The sequence below is a fragment of the Phycisphaeraceae bacterium genome (genome assembly GCA_020851465.1).
GTDB lineage: Bacteria > Planctomycetota > Phycisphaerae > Phycisphaerales > Phycisphaeraceae > JADZCR01.
On sequence record JADZCR010000001.1, the window covers coordinates 161,008 to 180,846 of the forward strand.

A 19,839-nucleotide genomic window follows, 5' to 3' on the forward strand; every position below is an offset into this window, starting at 1 on the left:
ACCGTGATCAGGGTCGCAGTCCTGCTGGTAAACCCTGAGGAAATTGTTTGGCAATTTCCTCCTTGATCCGCTCAATGCGATTACCCGGGTCAGGGTGCGTACTCATGAACTCCGGTTGACGCCCGCCGCCTCCTGCGGATTCCAACACGTGCATGACCTCGATCATTGCATGCGGATCGTAGCCGGCACTGGCAGTTAGTTTCACACCCCATCCATCAGACTCAAGTTCATCTGCCCGGCCGTATTTCATGGTGATAAGTTTGCCGATCATCGCCGCGACTGCTGCCGTATTCGCACCTCCAGGATTATTCGGATCGTAGGTGGCGATGACTGCTGCGCCGGTTAATCCCTGCGTGAGTTGTGCCTGTGCGATCTGCTCTGCGGAATGTCTCTCGATGACATGGCCGATCTCATGTCCCAGCACGCCCGCAAGCTGGCCGTCGGTTCCAAGTTTTTCGTACAAAGCCTCGGTGATAAAGACCTGTCCGCCGGGCAACGCAAACGCATTGATCGTCTGGCGGTCACCCAGCAGGTGAAACTGAAACTGGTAAGGCGTATCCTTGCCCAGCGCGTGCAACAACTCACGACCGATACGTTCCACTTGTTCCTGTCCTGCAACATCCGACGACAACCCGCCGAACTGAGCCTCCATCTCCGGCCGCGCAGCCATGCCCATGGAGATCTCCTGCTCCGGAGTGATCGACACATGCTGGCTTTCGCCGGTGACGGGATTGGTGCTGCGTGTCGAGAGATATGAAATGATCGACACCGCTGCGATGATGATCGCGATGATCACTCGCGGCCCGCACCCGCGCCCCGGCTGTGAACCTTGATTTCCAAATAGCCCCATACTCGCCCCCCTTCAATAAACGCTTGAATTTCTGAATGGATGTAATGCGGATCGAACTATCGCCGCCCCCTGCTGGCATTGTGAAATGCGCTGATCCGAGATATTGGGCGGCGGCGTTGCATAGCCAGGCATCATCCGGTCAATATCTATTCTGAGATTTTCTTCATATATTCCGCAACCGCGTCCTCGTACTGCTTGGGTACCGGTTCGTTGGTCGCTCCGGTAGTGGTGGTCTCATTTCGTTGACCGCCTGCGACGCCTTCGACGATTTGCCGGCCGCTGAGCTTGGCCTGCGTTTCACGCAATGCTCGGATGACATTCTGCTGCGCCTTCGCAAAACCCTCTATGTCGCCGCTCTTGCCGCGACGGGCGGCAGCATCCATTTCAAGAATCGCCCGATCAAGCTCCCCGGTGGGAAGTTTGAGCAACTTGGCTTTTGAGTAAACCGTCTCGGCATCGCGCTTCACCTGCATCTGCTGACGCGCCATATCACGGTACCGCAATTCGTCACGGGGCGGCGCATCGCCGGACATACCTTCAGTGTCGCTGGTGCCCGCCAGCTTGCCGCCACCGGTCGCCTTCACGTCCATCTTCTCTCCGCCCTCTTCCTCCTTAAGCTCGCCAGCCTGAAAGCCGTCATTGGTTCTGCGGGCTTCGACATCAGCACCCTTGAGATTTTTAACCGTATCACCAACGATCTCGCCGCTGCTCTTGCCTTGCCTGCCCGATCCGCTGCGACCGGTCTGCTCATTGGAGTTGGGCTTGTCGTTACCGCTCTTGCCTTTGGCCGCCCACGAAGGCATCGGTCCATCAGCAATGTCCCAGCCCACCAGAGGATCGGGCAGGGCGACGTTACTCACCGAGTCCTCTGCCTTTTGACTCAACTCCTCCTGTTGATCGAGCAAATCGCCAATGATGTCCTCAAGCTGGTCCTGAAGATCACCCAGGGGAATCTTGCCCAGCTCATTCTTGTCATAACTTTCCAGGTTCCACTTGGTGGAGTCGGGAGCTTTCGCGAGCCACATCTCCAGATCTCCGATGCGCTCGCCCATTTTTTTCTGCATCGCCCTCAGTGCTGCCAGAGTGGCCTCATCACGGTCCACCGCGACCTCGGATACCTGCTGGTTTTCACTGCCAGCCTCCTGCTTGACCTTCTCAAAAACCTCACTAAGTTCCTCCAGCAGGTCATTGCTGGCGGACATGTCCGGCAGGAGGTGCATGTCCTTGATGAGTTGCTCCATGACATCCTCAAGGGCCTTGCGCGCTTCCGCGAGGTCTTTGAGATCCTGAGCGTCCATCTCCTTGCCTTCCGACAGGTCCTGCGTTTTCTGGAGCTGTTTTGAAACCTCAGTGATTTTCTGTTGAATATCGGTGAGTTTGTCCACCTTCTCCTTGGCACCCTTGAGTCCGGCGATGGCGTCCTTCGATTCCTCTTTGGCTTCCGCCAAAGCGGGACCTTTGAGAAGTTGCTGAATGGCCTTGAGATCAGCGATCACCTGATCCTGTTTCTTGATCGACTCGTTTCGGGCAGCGGAAGCAACCGCAGCCTCCGGCGTGGTGCTCGCATCAAGCCGTTCCGCGGAAATGATCATGTTGCCGCGAACCTTCTTGCTCTCCAGAGCCTCTGCGATGGCGGTATATGCGGACGCCAATTCCGGGTTGCCCCCCGCTCCGCTGTTTCCCTGCGCCGCTACGCTTTTCTGCAAGCGCGAGACATCCCGCGCCAGCGCACTTTGTCGCGCTGACAGCGCCTTGCCGCTCTCTTTCTCTGTCGCAGTATCCGACCTGATCGCAGACTGCTTGATAATCAACTCCGCCAGCAACTCCGCGATTTCGCGCTGCGCACGCTCAGCCAGATCTGCGTCCTGTCGGACCTGTGCGATCACCAGCGCAGCCAGGATCGCTTTTTCAGAATCGATCGCCGCTGCCAGCTTGGCTTTGGGGTCGCCGGTTCCCGCAGCAGCGCGAAGTTGTTCGATCGCTACGACCATCAGTGTCTCTGCGAGATTCGACAACTTTCGCTGAGTATCTGACTGGGTAAGAGGCGCGGGAGTGTTGGCGGATTTCCCGCCAGCCTGAGACTCGCCGGGCGGTGTCGTTCCGTAAACCAGAGCAAGCGCGTCCTTACGGATATCCTCCTGCCTGCCGACCAGAGGTGAGATGCGTTCATTTGTGCCGGTTTGCGGCTTGGAATCCTGCGCTGCCGCGACCGTCGCTGCGAGATTTGCTTTTTGCTTGGCGATCAAAGCGTCGAGTGAAATCCTTGCGACCTTTGCACCGCCGATCAGGTCGTCAGCCCCCGACGGCCGAAGCCTGATCGTCAGGATTCCTGATGTCGCCAGAGGCGCATCGGGGCGTTGGTCGATCGCCACCGCCTGCAACAGGATCGGAATCTGTTCCGTCAGTCCCAGTTCAGCAACATTCACAGTCGCGGTGAGAGTCGCCTTGGTGTCTTTGCGTGTAGCGGAAGTCCACGTACCCAGCACCTTGGTTGATCCGGTCGTGGTGTCGCTGGATGCGCTGGCTGCTGGATCGAGCTTGACCAGACGTAACTCTTTGAGTCCATAGTCATCGTTCGCCCGCACCTCAACCGTAACCTTGTCATCGATTTTTACGCTCAACTCGCCGGTGGGCTTGATGATTTCGACCTGAGGGAGTTTGTCTTCGAGAACGGAGATGTCATAGCTCGAGGGGTCGCCAGCAAAACCGTAAAGACTCGTGAGATTAACCGTATATCGCTCGCCGCGTGTCACGGTGATTGAGCCAAGACCGGTAATCGACTGGTTGGATCCGGGGACCTTCTCCAGTACCAGCGGCGTCTCTTTCCCGTCGCCAAGCACGATGCCGCCGGCCTTCAACGGCTCGTTCGACTGAATCCTCAGAGAAACTTTCGATCCCGGCAGTGCCTGGATCGAACCGCTGATAACCTCGGTCGGAGCCGCTTCGATGTAGTCCGGCGGGGTGATCGTCTGTGTGATCTGTTGTACGGTCGGCTTCTGGTGCGCCCTGAGCGTGAAGCGATCCGATTTATCATCGCCCGCGACAACGTAATAGGTCGTGTCCGCCTCGACTCGATCCAGCCGTCCGGTGAGACGGTCGGGAACTGCGGGGTTGGCGAGCATCGGCACGGTTAACTTACGGCCATCGGACAGGACGCAGACTAACTGCGCCTGAGTGGGCACGCGACCTTCGAGGCGGGTCGTCACATCGACCTGTGAGTTCACCAGTACGTCAGCATCACCAGGCGTTACTTCCCGGATGTGCGTGAGGGTGTTGTCTCCCAGCGGAATAAACACACGGCCAAGTCCGCTCTTGAGCGCATCGCCGTTGATCGCCGCATAAGCAAGGAAAATCACCCCGCCGATACCCGCAGCCAGACCGGCTATCGCAAGCATTCGCTTGGGAATTGCCTGACTGGGATTGATCGAGTGAATAGCTGCGCCGGCGTCATCGGCTACCGAGGCGATCAATTCCTCTGATCCGATACCCGCGCCGTACCGAGTCTCTGCCTGAGAAAGCTGGAGCGTGTTGATCAGGACGTTATTGAGTTCGGGATAACGACCTTCGACCAGCAGCGCAAGCTCTTCGGGTGAACCGCCGGGCTTGGTCTTAAGTGCGCGCCAGATGACCAGCGCGGGTCCAGCGATCACCACTAAAAGAAGCACGGTACGTATCGCCGCCGGTAAGCCGCCGAGTATCTGATCCAGAAATACCGCCAGCAGCAACAGGATCACCAGTGCGCCGAGAGTGCCAAGGATGGTGGTGCTCCACCACACATGCGAGGCATGGGCGCGCACTCCGTCAAGCAAATCACGGAGTTGCCGAACCTTCACCGCCGCAGATGGCGGAGCGTCAGTCGAGTCCGGCCGCAGATCAGCGGATGCGCTCATAAAATGCTCACGGGTGCCAGGAGATCGCGGGAAGCATCTATATTATGTCAGCCGGGGTACTCTTGAAAACTTTTTTGCGGGAGGAAACCGACCGCCAGACCCCTTGAAATCGCTCGAACCGAGCGATTATCAACCCGATTCCCGCTTTCGATTTCGCCAGATAACTGATTTGACGCGACATTCACTCACGAGGTTCCCTGTCCTATGGCCAAATTGCCCAACCCATCCGACCATCGCAAAGCGGACCACCCCATTGATCCGATATTTATCCATCGATGGTCACCCCGCGCCATGACCGGTGAGCCGATCACCCCTGCTGAGCTGAACACGCTGTTTGAAGCAGCCCGGTGGGCGCCGTCAGCCTTTAATGAACAACCGTGGCGGCTCCTCTTTGCCCGACGCGATACTCCGCATTGGCGAACCTTTTTAGAGTTGCTCGTGGAGTCCAACCAGTCGTGGTGCGTCAATGCTGCTGCTCTCGTGTTGTTCATTTCAAGCAAAACTTTTTCCCGTAATGGCAAACCGAACCCCGTAAATATTTTCGACACGGGATCGTGCTGGGAAAATCTCGCGCTTCAAGGCTCAAAGATGGGCTTGGTCGTCCACGGGATGGCCGGCTTTGATAGGGACAAAGCCCGATCGATACTTGGTGTGCCTGAGAGTTACGACATCTGTGCGATGGCTGCCATCGGCTGGCCGGGCGATCCTGACAAGCTGCCCCCGACATTGCGGGATAAGGAAATTCCGTCAGGTCGTAAACCAGTTGCTCAGATTGTGATGGAAGGCGGATTCAAGGAATAACATATCGTGACTGCCATACTTCTCATTGAAGGCAACGTACCGCGAGCGCAGCTCGTCTTAAACCCCCATGCAGCACCGGCTGAGATGTTCGCCGCACGGGAACTGCAAACCCACCTTGAGCGCGTTGGTGGAACCCGCCTGCCGGAGGTTGTACCGGATGCCCGGAAGCCCGATGCCTATCCCGTTTATGTAGGCCGCAGCACCGCTGCCGACAGACTCGTCGGCGATTTTGACTGGTCTTCTCTCAAGGAAGATGGCGTGCTCATTCATGCTGACGAGCGCGGCCTGGTGCTGAGCGGCAACTCGCCACGCGGCACACTTTATGCTGTTTACGAATATCTCGAACGTGAGCTGGGCTGCCGCTGGCTGACTCCCCACGCGGATCTGATTCCCAGACGCGAAAGCATTGCCTTGCGTCCGTTGCGGCATGTTTATGTTCCGCCCTTTCGCTATCGCGAGCCGTACTTTCTTCATCAACGTGATCCTGACTGGTCCTCACGCAGCCGGATCAACTGCTCAATGTATGAGTTGGATGATGCGCATGGCGGCCGCATGGCGTACGCCGGCTTTGTCCATACTTTTTACCCGCTGCTGCCGCCGGATGAGTTTTTTGAGACACATCCCGAATATTTTTCAGAAGTAGACGGCCAACGTATCCGCGATCAGGGGCAGCTTTGTCTGACCAATCCCGATGTCGTTGACCTGCTCAGCCAGCGTTTACGGAAGTTGTTACTGGCTAATCCTGAGACCCGAATTGCTTCCGTATCGCAAAACGACTGGTACGGTTACTGCCGCTGTGTGAATTGTGCCGCAGTAGATGCCCGCGAAGGAAGCGCCTCGGGCACGATGGTCAGTTTTGTCAACGCAGTGGCAGAGCGGCTGGAGGGCGAATTCCCTCACGTCCTTTTCGACACGCTCGCCTACACCTACACACTCAAAGCTCCGCGTCATGTTCGACCGCGGCATAACGTCGTCATTCGTCTCTGCCACATCACTCCCTGCTGCGATGGTCACCCGCTGGATCGTTGCGCGATCAACACACCTTTCCTCGACCACCTCACCGCATGGGGCGCGATCTCACACGAATTATTTATCTGGGACTACTTCACGAACTTCTGGTACTACTTCATGCCGTTCCCGAACATTGACGCGCTGGGAGCTGACTTGGCGCGGTTCGCCGATGCCGGTGTCACCGGAATGTTCTGTCAGATGGACGGCAATCCGCCCAAGGGTTGCGGCGAGCTGGGTGAACTCAAGGCTTATCTCTTTACCAAACTTCTCTGGAACCCCAGACAGGATGTCTGGCGGCTGGTTGATGAATTTTTGACGGGATATTACGGATCGGCTGCACCGCTGATCCGCGAATACCTCGACATGATGCACGCCATCGCGAAGCGGCCGGACGTACACTTCAGCCTCTACTCGCCGCCGATGAATCTGGCGTTTCTGGAAGATGGCGTGATTGAAAAGGCCGCGGAGATTTTCGACCGTGCCGCCGCAGCTGTACGGGGCGACGAAGTGATGGAGGATCGTGTGGCTGCTGCCCGCCTGTCCATCGACTACATGCGATGGAAGCCGCGGCTTGGCTACGCACGCGACGGCAATCGCTACCTTCCGTCAAACGCGCAGACTGCCGGGATTGCTAAACGATTTTTTGAGGTCGCCATCAAACACGGTGCCCAGGCATTGCGCGAGGGTGGGCGGCCGATCAGTGAGGAAGCTCACAATCTCAAGGGTTTTGATGCTGTCGTCTTGAAAGCTCAAGGCATTGAGGCGGTCATTGTGCCCAAGCTAGGTGCAAGAATTACCTCGCTGACTACGGGCGGCGCGGAATGGCTCCATATCGCCCATCCGACCGAGCAGGACTATCCTTTTGCCGGCGGATATGAGGAATACAGTCAGTCACGCTGGCGCAGCCCCGGCTGGGGTGAGACTTACACAGCCAATGCTCAAGAGGATTCGGCGGTCTTCACCGCGACGCTGGAAAACGGCCTGACCATGCAGCGTCAATGCGCCATCGAGCCGTGGACCACTGGACCATCTCTGGTGATCCGAACGACTCTGACCAACCACAGCGCAAAGACAGTGACGACGATGATCCGGCCGCACCCGGAGTTTGATCCGGGTGATCTCTGCACATCTTCCATTCGTATTCGGCAGGCTGACGGTTCATGGCGCGACTGGTCCGAATGGCGCGAAGCGAATCGGTCAACGGGCGATGTCTGGCTGCACGGGGTCGATGCGCCGCAGGGAGCGTGGGCAATCCGTCGCAGCAACGATGAGCTGATCGTTGAGTTTAATGCGTCGGATCTCAGCCATGCACTGCTTAGCTGGGATGGTCCGCAACGTATCGCACGTCTTGAGCTATTCTCGCGGTTGATCGATCTTAGTCCCGAACAATCGCGGACTTTTGAGCAACGATGGATACCCGGCAAAACGAACTTGCGTCGTTCGTGAGCACGTGCGCGGCCTGTGTTACCCGAAAAACCACACAGCCCGATTTGCAGTTGTTTCGGTCTCGCTCAAGTCGCAGCGGCGACTGATGCGAACACGCATTCATGAATCATTCCGAATCTGCTGCCAAATTCTTTTCTCTGTGCAGGCTATCTCGCTTTAATCCGGTAAACCTTCGCGATCAGATCCTGAACATCACTGGGTCGATCTTCGCTGCGGAGTACCTCATCGATCCACGCGAGGGCCTGTGCGCGATTTTCGCCGAGTTGGAGGAGTACTTCGAGGGCCTCTCTCGCCATCGTCCGCGATCCGCCGGGCGCGGATTCATCCTTTCCGCGCGATGCTGCATTTTGGTCGAAGGCAGCGGCACTGACGAACTTGTCCACCTTGCCGTGCAGCGTGGCGACGACGGTTTCCGCCGTTCGCTTGCCGATCTCCGGCAGGCTCTGGAGCAGCGTCAGGTCTCGATCGGCGATGGCGGCGGCGATCTGATCGGTGGCGAGCGTCATCGCACGAAGTGCCCGCTTGTTGCCGATCCCTTTGGTCGTTGTGAACAGCTCAAAAAAACGACGGTCCTGAGCGGTGAGAAATCCCGCGAGTCGGGGCAGCAGCGTCGCGCCCTGGTTCTGACTCTCCACAAAGTGAAGCGTCTCAAGCGTCACCGGCTGGCCGATCGACCCGCCCAGTCGTGCTGCCGTGTACGCGGAGACGAGGACTTCATAGGTGAGTCCTCCGGGCGTGCGGATGTAGGCAATGCCGCCTTCAACGGATTCGAGTTGACCTTCAAGCCTCGCAATCATGCAGGGATGATACGGTTTAGCTGCGTTTCAAACCAAAACCGCTTCGCCGGTATCGGCGGAACGATAGGCGGCGTCGGTGATGCGCTGGATCAGCAGCGATTCCTCGAGGCCGGTACGCGGCGGGCGCCCTCCGACGATGGCGTCGGCGAAGTCTCGAATCGGATCGTTGAGGAACGGCGTCCAGTCCTGTGGGCCTTCCCACAAGGTACGTGAGACAACACCCTCGCGCGTGCTTGCATCATCAAAGATCACACTCTGCTTGTCGCCGACACCCATCGACAGACGGAGCGAGCCTTTTTCACCGATGATCTGCCACGCGCTGTCGGCTGCGGTGGACACCTGCTCGCCGCGTTCCATCGTGATGACCGAGCCGTCCCCGCAACGGATGAGGATGGCGTAATGCGTTTCGCCGTCGGACCCAGCCGCGACTCGGTGCGAAAATTGCGGCGCGATCTGCCACATCTGCGCCAGAGCGAGGCGTGGATCAACCCGCCATCCGAGGATGCCGAAGACGTAATCCATGTCATAGCATCCCCAGTTAACGAGGAACCCTCCGCCATTCTGTGACCTGCTGACCCGCCAGGGAGGCGGCGGATCGCTTTGCGTCGCGGGATCGCCGCCGGCGGGAATAATCGCGCGAATGCGGACTACACGAATCGGTCCCAGCGCACCCGTGGCGAGAAATTGCGTCGCGGTGTCTGCGCCGGATTGAAACCGCAGACGGGACGAACAGCAGGCGACCACCGGCCGGTGCGCTCCATGCGCATCACGCGCAGCGATCATCTCCCGTACCTCGGCAGCATTCATCGCTACGGGTTTTTCCAGCAGAACGTGCTTACCCCGTCGTAACGCCCGAAGTGCCAGGGCGGTGCGCACACAGGTCGGCATTGCGAGGACCACCGCGTCAACTTCCGGATCATCAATCAGGTCCTGACCCTCCGCATGAGTACGCCTCACGCCAAACTCATCGGCGGTTTTCTTCCGCACATCAGGACGCAAATCCGCAATCGCGGCCAGATCAATGCTCGGCCAGGGCTTGGCGGCACGAATATGAATTTGCCCAATGACGCCACAGCCAATGACACCCAGACGGATACGTTGAGTCATGAAAGGAAGTATCGGAAGCAAGTGGAAAAATGCAAGGATGCCACTGGTCAAATCGTGATGCTATCCGCTGTGTTGCCGAACGACTTCCGTTCAGGCAGTGGGAGATTGCGGCCGGATCGGTAATGAAACGCAGGAACGCAGGCGCAGGCTTTATCTGATTTCCTGATGTGCTTCCATGAGCACCTTGTAGGCATGATGGGCTGCCTGAAACTGTCGCGCGGTATCGCCGCTGTGTGTGGCGTCGGGGTGATAACGCAATGCCATCTTGCGGAATGCCTCGCGGATGGTTTCAGGTGGTGCGTCAAGGCTGACACCGAGTATCTCGTGCGGATCGACGATCGATTCCGCAGTATCTGATTTTTTAGTTTCGGTCGATACGCTCGCCTGCGTCCAGACGCTCAGGGTACGACGTTGCCAGACGGTAAGGCCGACAAACTCCAGCCCCAGTTGATAACGACGAAAACCCAAAGGCTCGACACGCACCATCCGCGCGGAGAAGCGGTCGGTCTGATCTCCAAACCCAAGCTGGAACTCAATGAGCAGGCCCGGCCGGGACGGGACTTTTCCTCGGCACGCCACGGCAAGGCCGGTCATCGAGGCGTTAATGACCTGCCCCAGCGAGCAGGTGACGCCGCGCAATCGCACGCGAGGCGCGGTGCGCTGGTCTTTATTGGAAGTGAAGAGTGATTCGAAGCGGTCAAGCCAGGACATCGGGAAAATGATCGGCACGGGTAAGCCGGCACTGAACCCGAATGAGCGATTCTCCACTGTCCGTGACGGATTAAAATTGGGCCGTAACACCTGCGCGGACTGGCTGATCACGGCCGGAATAAACGGGTCAGTGTACGCCCTTATCCGCCAACCATCGCTCGGCATCAATCGCTGCTTTGCATCCCATGCCCGCGGCGGTTATCGCCTGACGGTAAATCTGGTCCGATACGTCACCGGCAGCAAAGACGCCTTCGATATTCGTATAGGTGCGGTAACCATCGATGAGCTTGAGATAACCCTTGCTGTCGAAGTCGAGGCCGGTGCCTTTGAGAAATTGCGTATTGGGAGTGTGACCGATTGCGATGAATAATCCGCTGACGTCAAGCGTGCTGACCGCGCCGGTCATGACGTTTTTAAGGCTCAAACCGCTGATTTTTTCCGCACCGAGTACATCCTGGACGGTGGTGTTCCAGATCACTTCGGCTTTGGGATTTTCGAGGATCCGCTTCTGCATGACTTTGCTGGCGCGGAATTCGCCGCGACGGTGAATGACATAAACCTTGCTGGCGAACTTCGTGAGGTACGAAGCCTCTTCCATGGCTGTGTCCCCGCCGCCGACGACCGCCAGCGGCCGGTTGCGAAAGACCGGCAAAGCTCCGTCACACACCGCGCATGCGGAGACTCCGCCGCCGGACCTGGCCAGCCGCATCTCATTATCCAGCCCGATCCAGTTGGCACTGGCACCAGTGGCGATGATGACGGCGTGCGATTTGACGATGGTGTCTTCCGAGGTGTGCAGTTCAAAGGGACGCTTGGAGAAATCACACTTGGTAATGTCGAGCGATGCGATGCGGGTGTGAAATCGCTGCGCCTGTTTTTTGAAGTGCTCCATCATCTCCGGGCCGGTAATGCCCTCAGGAAATCCGGGATAGTTTTCGACCTCCGTGGTGAGCATGAGCTGACCGCCGGGGAGCTGTATCGTCGGCGTCTGTTTGGGTACGCCTTCGTAAACAATCGGGTTGAGGTTGGCGCGGGCGGCGTAAATCGCTGCGGTCCAGCCCGCCGGGCCGGAACCGATGATCGTTACTTTTTCGACGTTGGAATCTGTGTTACTCATGGGCGGGATTGTAGTGCCAAAGATGAGCCGCGACGAGGAACCGGAGCAGAGAGAATTTTTTCGCAGTTAATGATTTCGCGCGTGCTGCGTCATTCCGCATTGCTCAGTCAGTAACGCAACGCGGCCGGCACTCGTTTGAGCACCGGCCGCGGTGATTGAACAGGAGATGAATAACCGGACTCAGCGGCGACGACGAAGATAGACCGTCATTGCGCCGGCTCCGAGAAGCCCCAGGGAAACGGTAAGGGGTTCGGGAGTTGCTTGCGGATCAGTCGGCGGGCCGCTTGCGACTCCGACACCTCCGCCGGAGCCACCTGAACCACCGGACCCGCTACCTGCGCCTCCACCCTCACCGGGCGGAGTCGGGTCACCACCGGGATCGATCACGTTATCGCCATAGCCGCCACCACCGGGCGGGGGTTCTTCAATATCGCCTGCAGCGCCGACGCCGCCTCCCCCTCCACCACCGGGAGCGCCGCCACCACCACCGGCCGCAGCCAAGGCACCACCGCCCCCGCCGCCGCCACCACTATCACAGCCGACGAGTGCCAAAGCCATCGTCAAAGCCACCAATAACGCAATTCGCTGAAGGTTCATCATAAGTTTAAATCCGATACGGCTACCCTTTTCCCTCGTCAGCAAGCAACCTTACCCCCATTTCAAGGCGAGGCAACCACGAGCAACAACTTCATCTGCAATCTTTGCTTAACGCGCCCCTACAGACGGTAATACCCGTTTATCTGCGTTAAAATCGCAAATTTTGCAGGCTAGGGCAGGTGACTAAACCCGCTAAATGAGTAAAAACCAGAAAATATGGCTACGTCAGATCTGTAATTTAAATCTTTTCAAATTACCTGCTCAATAGAACTAGTCCGGATGGATTAAACCGTCGTTGTCTGTGGCGAACCAACTTCGATGTGTTGCTGCTTACAGGAGTTGGCGTCTGAAATTTTCTACCAAATGACACAACGATTGGCTGAGGGCTTGAGTGCCCCAGCCAGCTCACAAAAATTTTCTATCTATAGGTCTTGTTAGGGCAACTGAAGCTTGACGTTAGCAGGCGGCAGGCCAATCGGTGCTTCGGGGAATCGGGGATCGTAGCCAAATTGCGGAAACACCGTCTCCACATGCCCGTCGAACATGACCGCATTGGCGCGATGGTTATGAAGGTAGGCCACTGTCCGTTCGCTGGGGGCTACATAAAACCATTGCTCGAACATGGGATTGCTCGGCGTGGCGGGAAACTGAAACGCATTGATCTGGGCGGAATCGACAAACATCAACATTCGGGATGGCTCGATGATTTGTCGTAACTGAATCGGATACCCCGGCTCGCTCAGTCCGCGAGGCAGGCCATAGGTGGACCAGTTTGTGATGAACTTTTTCTTGTAGCGTGAGCTCCAATTGGGAAACGACGGGCAGATCTCGATGCTGTCGGACCTCTCGTAGTAAGGCCAGAGCCGCCCACGGGTGCGATCGACGATCCGTGAACCTTCCGCCTGCGCAGGCAGCGCCTCGTAACCAAACCAATACAGGGTGTGGTCGGCAAAGTTTTCACGCCAGGGAAAGATCGTCTCTCGATTGTCATGGAGGTAGATCGACATCGCCACCCCCATCTGTCGCAGACCCGATCCACAGACGCTGGTGCGCGCCGTGTCTCTCGCCCGACCCAGAGCGGGAAGCATGATCGAAATCAACAAGGCGATGATCGCAACAACGACAAGCAACTCAATGAGGGTAAAACCCTCTCCCAGACCCGGTGAGGCTGGTCTCCCGAAAACAGCGCAGCAACGGCTCCACCGCTGGGAGAGGGTTCCGGACGGCACTAATCGCGATCTCCGTTTCACCGTCCGCGTCTCCGCATCACCCCTGCCACCCCGATTACCAGCAGCAGCGCACTCGTCGGCTCAGGAACCATCAGGAACGCCAATTCATGACCGCCGAGCGATTGGTTGTATTGACCGAACGCCAGACTGTTCGTCGCGGGATCGTAAGCAAGGCCCTCGACAGCGTTGACCGGCGGAAAACCATTGAAAAGCACATCACCTACGACACTCGTAATCACGCCGTTACGAAAGCGACCGATACCGGTCGAGGTGCTGAAATACAAGTTTCCTTCCAAGTCCACGACCAGCGAACCGTTGCCGTTGGAGGGTGCCCCGCCAAGGTAGTGAACCGCTGAGCCTGGCAGAGTGCCTGTGGATTCAAACGTATCGAGGTCTGCGGCATCGATGCGGAAAAAGCCGGCGGTGCCGATCGGAAAACTCTGACCGGTGAGATAGCTAAAGACCCCGACGTAAAGATTTCCCGCCGTATCAAATGTCATCGAGCCGCTGTAATCAGCGGTGCTGTTGGGGATCGGTGAAGCCACTGGAGGATCAACGACAAAACTGGCCGGCGTCGGATCACCCGGATTCAGAAAATAGACCGAGGTAAAGGTGGAATAATCCGGCGCGACATAGGTCGCGTAGTACTTGCCGTCCGCTCGGCTGGCTGCGGAGAAGAGGTTGTCGTCGGTGCCGGTGTCTCCCGGTCCTGAGTCAATGTTGGGTGCCAGCACACGAGTACCCGTGCTCAGGTTTACGAGCAAGGCCCCGCCTGCCTGCCCCATCATCACCATCGCTTCGCCGTCTGGACCTGGGGCAAAGCCCATATCCGAGATGCGGGCCGGCCCACCAAATGAGCTGCGCAATCCGCTGATCTGATCGGTAAACGAGTCCGTGTCGGCGTCGTAACGCCAGATCGAATCTCCCGTATGCACGAACAGCTCGTGTGAACTGTTGACGGTGCTGTAGCCCAGGGCATACGTCGCATACGCATTGCCGCTGTCTTTGGTCGGTAACAGCGCGCCCGCCTGCGCTGTCAGAGTCACCGCCAACTGTCCCAGAACCACCAGACCCGCCATCCGACCCAAACGAACATGAAACATGATCCGCTCCCAGCCCCGATTCGCGCGGGGCATCCCCTACGTGAAAAAAATAATTCCGTCCTGGCGAGCGGTTTTTCAGATCCGGGGCGGGGCCGTCCAAGGGGAAGTGGACAGGTCGAGCCCGCGGCGTCCCATCTCGCGAGGACACACAACGGCACTCGACAGGCAGGTCTTCCGGCTTCGAGCTGAGAAGATTACTTCTCTTCACGCCGCTGGCCTTCCCACCGCGATCATTGCAATCGCAGCAGTGGCTTGTCAGCGGCCGTGGTCGCCTCAATATCGGCGACAACTCGTCACGGCGGCGCGTCCGCAGGGGCTTTGCACCCCACTTCCCTTTTCACCCGCCGCCGGATTCTCCGACGAACGGGCACCTGTCGAACCAAGGCCTCATTAAACACACTCGATCAGGAAAATGCAAGTGTCCACTCTTACTGCCGACGGCGAGTCGCGCAACCTCTTGACCATCACAATCTCTCGTCGTAATCTTCCTCGAACCCCGCCTTGGACCCCCTCATCATGAACGTGCTTATTGTCGGAGGTGCCGGCAATGTCGGCAGAATCCTCCGCCCCGCACTCGAGGCGCGGTACAACTGTTATCACCTCGACCTTCAACCCGTACCGGGTGCTGAATCACGGACAACCGTGGGCAGCGTCAACGATCCCGACATCACCCGCGCCGCTTTACAGGGAATGCAGGCGGCGGTGTTTCTTGCGATGGGTGTCGGTCCGAATACCTACATCTATGACGTGGACGCCACCTTTGATGTCAATGCCAAGGGAGCTTACCGGTTCTACTCCGCCGCACTGCAAGCCGGAGTGCGGAGGTTCGTGCACGCAAGCTCACTGAGTGTTTACGGGGATCTGATCCAAAGACGCGAGCCGCGCGACGAATCCTCGCCGCCTAATGCGTGGAATACCTATGGGTTCACCAAACGGGTGGGCGAAATGGTCTGCGAAACCGCAGCGTTGCGATATCCTGATGCGGGTATCGTTGCGCTGCGGCTCATGTCGCCCATGGATGAAAAATCCTTCAAAGGCAACGAGTACCGTGCAGACGCAGGCTGGCATGCGATGGGGCCAAACGATACGTGTCGGCTGTTTATCGCTGCTCTGGAATACACAAGTAAACCCGGCTACCTCGTCGTGCAGGCGACCGGCGATCTCGGCCAGCAACGCTGGCCTTATGCCAAGGCGGAACAAATACTGGGCTGGAGGCCCGAAGGAAAATGAAGCTGCTGATCATCGGAGGCGCGGGATACGTCGGTTCCATCCTGCGACCCACGCTCGAGGCGGCATACGACTGCTATCACCTCGACCTTGTACCCTTCGAGGGCGTCGCGGATAACCGTCAGTTCGTCGCTGATCTCAACGACGAACACGCGCTCCGTTCCGCGGCCTATCAGAAAGACGCTCTGCTCTTTCTGGCTATGGGCAAGGCACCCACCCAGCCGGCAGACGGGCCGCATCCGACACGCGACACCGACTTCGCCTTCGATGTCAACGCCAAAGGCTACTACCGCGCTGTCAGCACCGCACTGCAGGAAGGAGTGCGCCGCATCGTCTATGCCAGCAGCCTGAGCGTGTACCGTCTGTCCGCACACAGATGCGGAACGCTCGACGAATCGATGTCACCCGATTCAACTGATCCCTACGGCATGACCAAACGTCTGGGCGAGGAAATCAATAATGTCTTCGCCAGTGCGTTCAAAGACGCGACTCTGACATCCCTGCGGCTGATGTGGCCTCGCAACGAAAAAGACTGGCCGGGAAACGAATTCAAACCCGGCCAGTATTGGTATCCAACCGGCCCCTCCGACCTGCGGCGGCTGTTTCTGGCTGCTCTGGAGTGTCGGATACCCGGCTCACATATTCTCCAAGCGACCGGCGACCTGGAGGAAAAAGCGTTCAGTCACACTCGCGTGCATCAGCTTCTAGGCTGGAAACCGGAGGGGCGATGAAAATTCTTATTGTCGGCGGAGCCGGATACGTCGGTTCGATTGTGCGAGACGGCCTCGAAGCTCAACACGACTGCTGGTACTACGACCTCAAGCCGGTCGTCGGCCGAGAGTCGCGCACCATCCTTGCGGATGTCTGTGATGCAAAGCAGATTCAACGTGCGGTTGTCTCGATGCAGGCAATCGTGTACATGGCGATGGGGGTGACATCACTCACCACAAGCCCCACCGGACACCGCGAGGATGTTCACGAACTAAACTTCGCCTTTTCCGTCAATACCGGCGGGTGGCTGGGATTTGCCACTTACGGCCTGCTCGCAGGCGTCCGGCGGTTTGTCTATACCAGCTCGCTGAGCGTTTTCGCCGATGAAATGCCCGACTATCAACTCACCGAGGACCATCCCGCATCGGCGTGGCATCCCTACGGCATGAGCAAGCGGTGCGGTGAATTCATCTGCGAAGAAGCGGCGAAGCGACAACCCGACGCCACGTTTCTCACGCTTCGTGTCATGGCTCCGCGCAACCGAGAACATTTCGCCACCCGACAGCGCTACAAGCCGGATCGTGAGCCGCCGCACCTGGGGCCCAATGACGCGACGCGCCTCTATCTCGCAGCGATCGCCTGTGAACACCCCGGCTATCACATCATCCACGCCACCGGGGACGTAAAGGAACAATGGTACCGTCACCGGAATGCCCGCGACCTTCTGGGGTGGGAAGCGCGCGGAAACTGACGCGGATTCCTACGGCAATCAGCGTGCAGCTTCTCGCTGGGGCACGCAAACTCGTGTATGAGTTTGCGTAATCGTCCGCATCAGATCACTCCGCCGCGGGAGCCGACGATCCTCTCGTCGATCAAGCCGCGCTCATCGAGTTCCTTGAGGAAGTGGAGCCGCCGCGTCGGATGTCCGCCGCGTTTGAGGAGCATCGGGATGATCATGCCCAGGCGGTTGATCACATCCGTATCGCCGGTGAGCTTCATGTAGATCCAGACGGTGAAGAAATCCATGGCCCGTGCGTCATTGACGCTGAAGCTTTCGGGTTGCACCGCCACTTTGAGCAGATTGATGAGCAGTTCCTTGAGCTTCTCATCGTGAGACTGCTCCCAGAGGCGATAGAGTCCTGAATAGCTCGACCAGTCGCCGTAGCCGCGGATATTTTTCTGCCACGAACCGCCTTCAAGGTTGCCGTATTGCGGATAGGGATATTTGAGTTCGCCGTGCTCCTCATAGTGCTTGCGATGGAAGGCATCGACGATCTTGAATGCCGCGTCGAGATACTTTTTATCCCCCGTCAGACGGTACACCGCTGCGAGGTTCACCAGCGGCATGCCGGCCTCGCGTCCATCGACCGCGATGGTGGACATGAGGTTGTTCGCCCACCAGATGTAATGATCGCCGACACGGATGACCGTCCTCTTGGCGCGGGGATCACCGGTGAGGTAGTAGTAGGCGAGAATGCCCTCGACCCACTCATGGCTTGGGTAAGCCATACCCTCGAAGTGATTGACCGTGTGGGCGATGAGTCCGCCGTTCTGCCGCGCATTGGTGCTGAACTCGCAGAAGTCCACTTCCATATAGTGCTTGGCCGTCTCGACACCGTAGTCATAGCAATACACATTTCCCGTACGGAGATAATCCACCAGCGGGAAGAGGACCAGCCCGTCGTCTTCGTTGTTGTTGAATCCGCCTTCGCCGCCAAGATCACCGAAGTGCCACATGCCCGCACCGGGCAGGCGATAGTACGTCCAGCGACCCGGATTGCCCGCGGCCGGCGAGACTTCGATGAGGTTTTCCAGGAACGGATATTTCTTGGGTTGATATTTGAAAAGGTGCTGCTGATCGAGCACTTCGCAGTGTGCCGGCCATGCAGGGTCAAACGAGATCGCCACCGGGTCCAGACCCATCATCTCCCAGCGATTGAATCGTCGCTCAACTTCGTTGATGTTGATCGAACGCGGATCACTGGTGATATGGAAGACGTGCGTCTTGCTCGCACCCTGCGTCATGCGGCAAGGCGTCGCCCACTCCGGCCAGATCGAAATCGTCATCCGGTTTTCATCCAGTGCGATCGACTTGGGATGCAGCTTGTCCCATCGCAGGAAGCTGAACGACAGCGAGAGATCGTTTGAGGTCCAGCCGAGATATTCAAAAATCTGCCGAAATGCGCCGACGCCATAATCCTCGCGAAACTTACTCGGTGAGTCGGGTCGCATGTGGTAGGGATACTTGGAGCTGTCTTCCTTCAGGCTGTTGAAATTACGGATAAACACCGTGCCCATCTTGAACGGCTTGAAGTCACGCTCGTAATGGTCCAGATCACTGACACTGCTGGAAACAACTTCGACGTTTTCCTCCAGAGACATCGGCCGGTGGAAATACTCCTGCGTGTGGTGTTTCTGGCGAATGAGCTTCCGGGCGGCCGGGTCCATGCGCGTCGTCGTCACCAGACGGATCGCCCGTGCATGCACCAACTCCGCTTTCTCACGGCAGAGAAACGTGTGCTCAAACCGCACATCCGGCAAGTTGGCGGTCAGCACAAAACGAAGCTGGAAATCCAGGAATGTGCTCTTGTCCCGCGCGGTGTGTTTGCCTTCCACGAGAACCACTGCACGAAGCGGATTGGCATGCTCGACGCTGACCGACAACGGCCCCGACAGCGATGCACGGTAAATCTTCGTGCCTGTATCCATCGTCTCAAGATCAAACAGGTCCTGCGGCCCGACGATCTGACGGCCCTGGCTGGACCATTCGCGGACAATGGACCCGCCCTTTCTGGAGATGACCAGTGTCGTGATGCCATTGGTGAGCGTGACTGAGTCGGCGGATTCGCTGACCTGTACGGGATTCTTCACCGCCGGCGCATCGCCGGGGCGAAGCTCAATAAACAACGACTTCTCCTCCTCAGCCGCCAGATCAATCGAGTAATCGACCAGCAGCCATTCGATACTGCCATCGGGACGTCTTTGGAGTACCTTCGCACCGAAGGGAATCGACTTGCCATCCTTATCGCGGATGGAAATTTCACTGGGATCCTTCACCGCACCGGGCGGCAATGGGATGCCGCGGCTGACGGCGTAACTGGGGAATGGCGTGATGGTCTCGTTATAGATGCGGATTTCACCGCGAGTCGGAGCAGCAGTCGTCATGTCATTTCTCTCATGGTAGGTACTGGGAAGGTCAAACAGGATACCGAATTACTCCCCGTCAAGGGACCCTGCACCAC

Annotated in this window: 15 protein-coding genes and 1 riboswitch; of the genes, 5 read left to right on the top strand and 10 right to left on the bottom strand. The window is 58.0% G+C overall.

Annotation, left to right across the window (positions count from 1 at the left end):
• Positions 1 to 7: 7 nt before the first annotated feature.
• Together IT444_00595 and IT444_00600 are read right to left on the bottom strand one after the other, a co-directional pair.
• Positions 8 to 850, bottom strand: coding sequence for a M48 family metallopeptidase (locus tag IT444_00595; GenBank protein MCC7191252.1), 843 nt, complete (start codon positions 848 to 850; stop codon positions 8 to 10).
• A 146-nt stretch (positions 851 to 996) separates the two neighbouring features.
• Complete coding sequence (locus tag IT444_00600; protein MCC7191253.1) at positions 997 to 4,740, bottom strand: hypothetical protein; 3,744 nt, start codon at positions 4,738 to 4,740, stop codon at positions 997 to 999.
• Positions 4,741 to 4,944: 204 nt separating this feature from the next.
• Between IT444_00600 and IT444_00605 the strand changes: the two genes are divergently transcribed.
• Both IT444_00605 and IT444_00610 read left to right on the top strand, forming a co-directional pair.
• Positions 4,945 to 5,541, top strand: coding sequence for a nitroreductase family protein (locus tag IT444_00605; GenBank protein MCC7191254.1), 597 nt, complete (start codon positions 4,945 to 4,947; stop codon positions 5,539 to 5,541).
• Positions 5,542 to 5,547: 6 nt separating this feature from the next.
• A complete protein-coding gene (locus IT444_00610; GenBank protein ID MCC7191255.1) occupies positions 5,548 to 7,998 on the top strand; it encodes a DUF4838 domain-containing protein in 2,451 nt (816 codons plus the stop codon).
• 146 nt (positions 7,999 to 8,144) lie between these two features.
• Here IT444_00610 and IT444_00615 read toward each other — a convergent pair whose 3' ends face one another.
• From IT444_00615 to IT444_00645, 7 genes are all read right to left on the bottom strand, one after another.
• Positions 8,145 to 8,795 (bottom strand): hypothetical protein, encoded by a 651-nt coding sequence (locus tag IT444_00615; protein ID MCC7191256.1) that lies wholly within the window; start codon positions 8,793 to 8,795, stop codon positions 8,145 to 8,147.
• Between the two features lie 27 nt (positions 8,796 to 8,822).
• Positions 8,823 to 9,902, bottom strand: a complete 1,080-nt coding sequence (locus IT444_00620) for a Gfo/Idh/MocA family oxidoreductase (GenBank protein MCC7191257.1) — start codon at positions 9,900 to 9,902, stop codon at positions 8,823 to 8,825.
• 150 nt (positions 9,903 to 10,052) lie between these two features.
• Positions 10,053 to 10,613 (bottom strand): DnaJ domain-containing protein, encoded by a 561-nt coding sequence (locus tag IT444_00625; protein ID MCC7191258.1) that lies wholly within the window; start codon positions 10,611 to 10,613, stop codon positions 10,053 to 10,055.
• A 127-nt stretch (positions 10,614 to 10,740) separates the two neighbouring features.
• A complete protein-coding gene (trxB, locus tag IT444_00630) occupies positions 10,741 to 11,730 on the bottom strand; it encodes a thioredoxin-disulfide reductase (GenBank protein MCC7191259.1) in 990 nt (329 codons plus the stop codon).
• 180 nt (positions 11,731 to 11,910) lie between these two features.
• Complete coding sequence (locus IT444_00635) at positions 11,911 to 12,330, bottom strand: PEP-CTERM sorting domain-containing protein (protein MCC7191260.1); 420 nt, start codon at positions 12,328 to 12,330, stop codon at positions 11,911 to 11,913.
• A 431-nt stretch (positions 12,331 to 12,761) separates the two neighbouring features.
• Complete coding sequence (locus IT444_00640; GenBank protein MCC7191261.1) at positions 12,762 to 13,556, bottom strand: prepilin-type N-terminal cleavage/methylation domain-containing protein; 795 nt, start codon at positions 13,554 to 13,556, stop codon at positions 12,762 to 12,764.
• Between the two features lie 17 nt (positions 13,557 to 13,573).
• The gene (locus IT444_00645; protein MCC7191262.1) at positions 13,574 to 14,659 is read right to left on the bottom strand and encodes a PEP-CTERM sorting domain-containing protein; all 1,086 of its coding nucleotides are present in this window, start codon (positions 14,657 to 14,659) and stop codon (positions 13,574 to 13,576) included.
• Positions 14,660 to 14,805: 146 nt separating this feature from the next.
• A riboswitch (cobalamin riboswitch) is annotated at positions 14,806 to 15,049 on the bottom strand.
• A 126-nt stretch (positions 15,050 to 15,175) separates the two neighbouring features.
• On the opposite strand from IT444_00645, the gene IT444_00650 reads away from it, so the two are divergent.
• Genes IT444_00650 through IT444_00660 form a run of 3 tightly spaced genes read left to right on the top strand, consistent with a single transcriptional unit; the run spans position 15,176 to position 17,348 of the window.
• The gene (locus IT444_00650; protein MCC7191263.1) at positions 15,176 to 15,889 is read left to right on the top strand and encodes an NAD(P)-dependent oxidoreductase; all 714 of its coding nucleotides are present in this window, start codon (positions 15,176 to 15,178) and stop codon (positions 15,887 to 15,889) included.
• Entirely contained in the window at positions 15,886 to 16,617 is a 732-nt protein-coding gene (locus IT444_00655; protein ID MCC7191264.1) for an NAD(P)-dependent oxidoreductase, read from the top strand. Before IT444_00650 ends, IT444_00655 begins: the two co-directional genes overlap by 4 nt.
• On the top strand, positions 16,614 to 17,348 hold the full coding sequence (locus IT444_00660) for an NAD(P)-dependent oxidoreductase (GenBank protein ID MCC7191265.1): 735 nt from the start codon (positions 16,614 to 16,616) through the stop codon (positions 17,346 to 17,348). The genes IT444_00655 and IT444_00660 overlap by 4 nt, the downstream gene beginning before the upstream one ends.
• Before the next feature lie 80 nt (positions 17,349 to 17,428).
• Here IT444_00660 and IT444_00665 read toward each other — a convergent pair whose 3' ends face one another.
• The gene (locus IT444_00665; protein MCC7191266.1) at positions 17,429 to 19,762 is read right to left on the bottom strand and encodes a glycoside hydrolase family 127 protein; all 2,334 of its coding nucleotides are present in this window, start codon (positions 19,760 to 19,762) and stop codon (positions 17,429 to 17,431) included.
• Positions 19,763 to 19,839 lie beyond the last annotated feature (77 nt).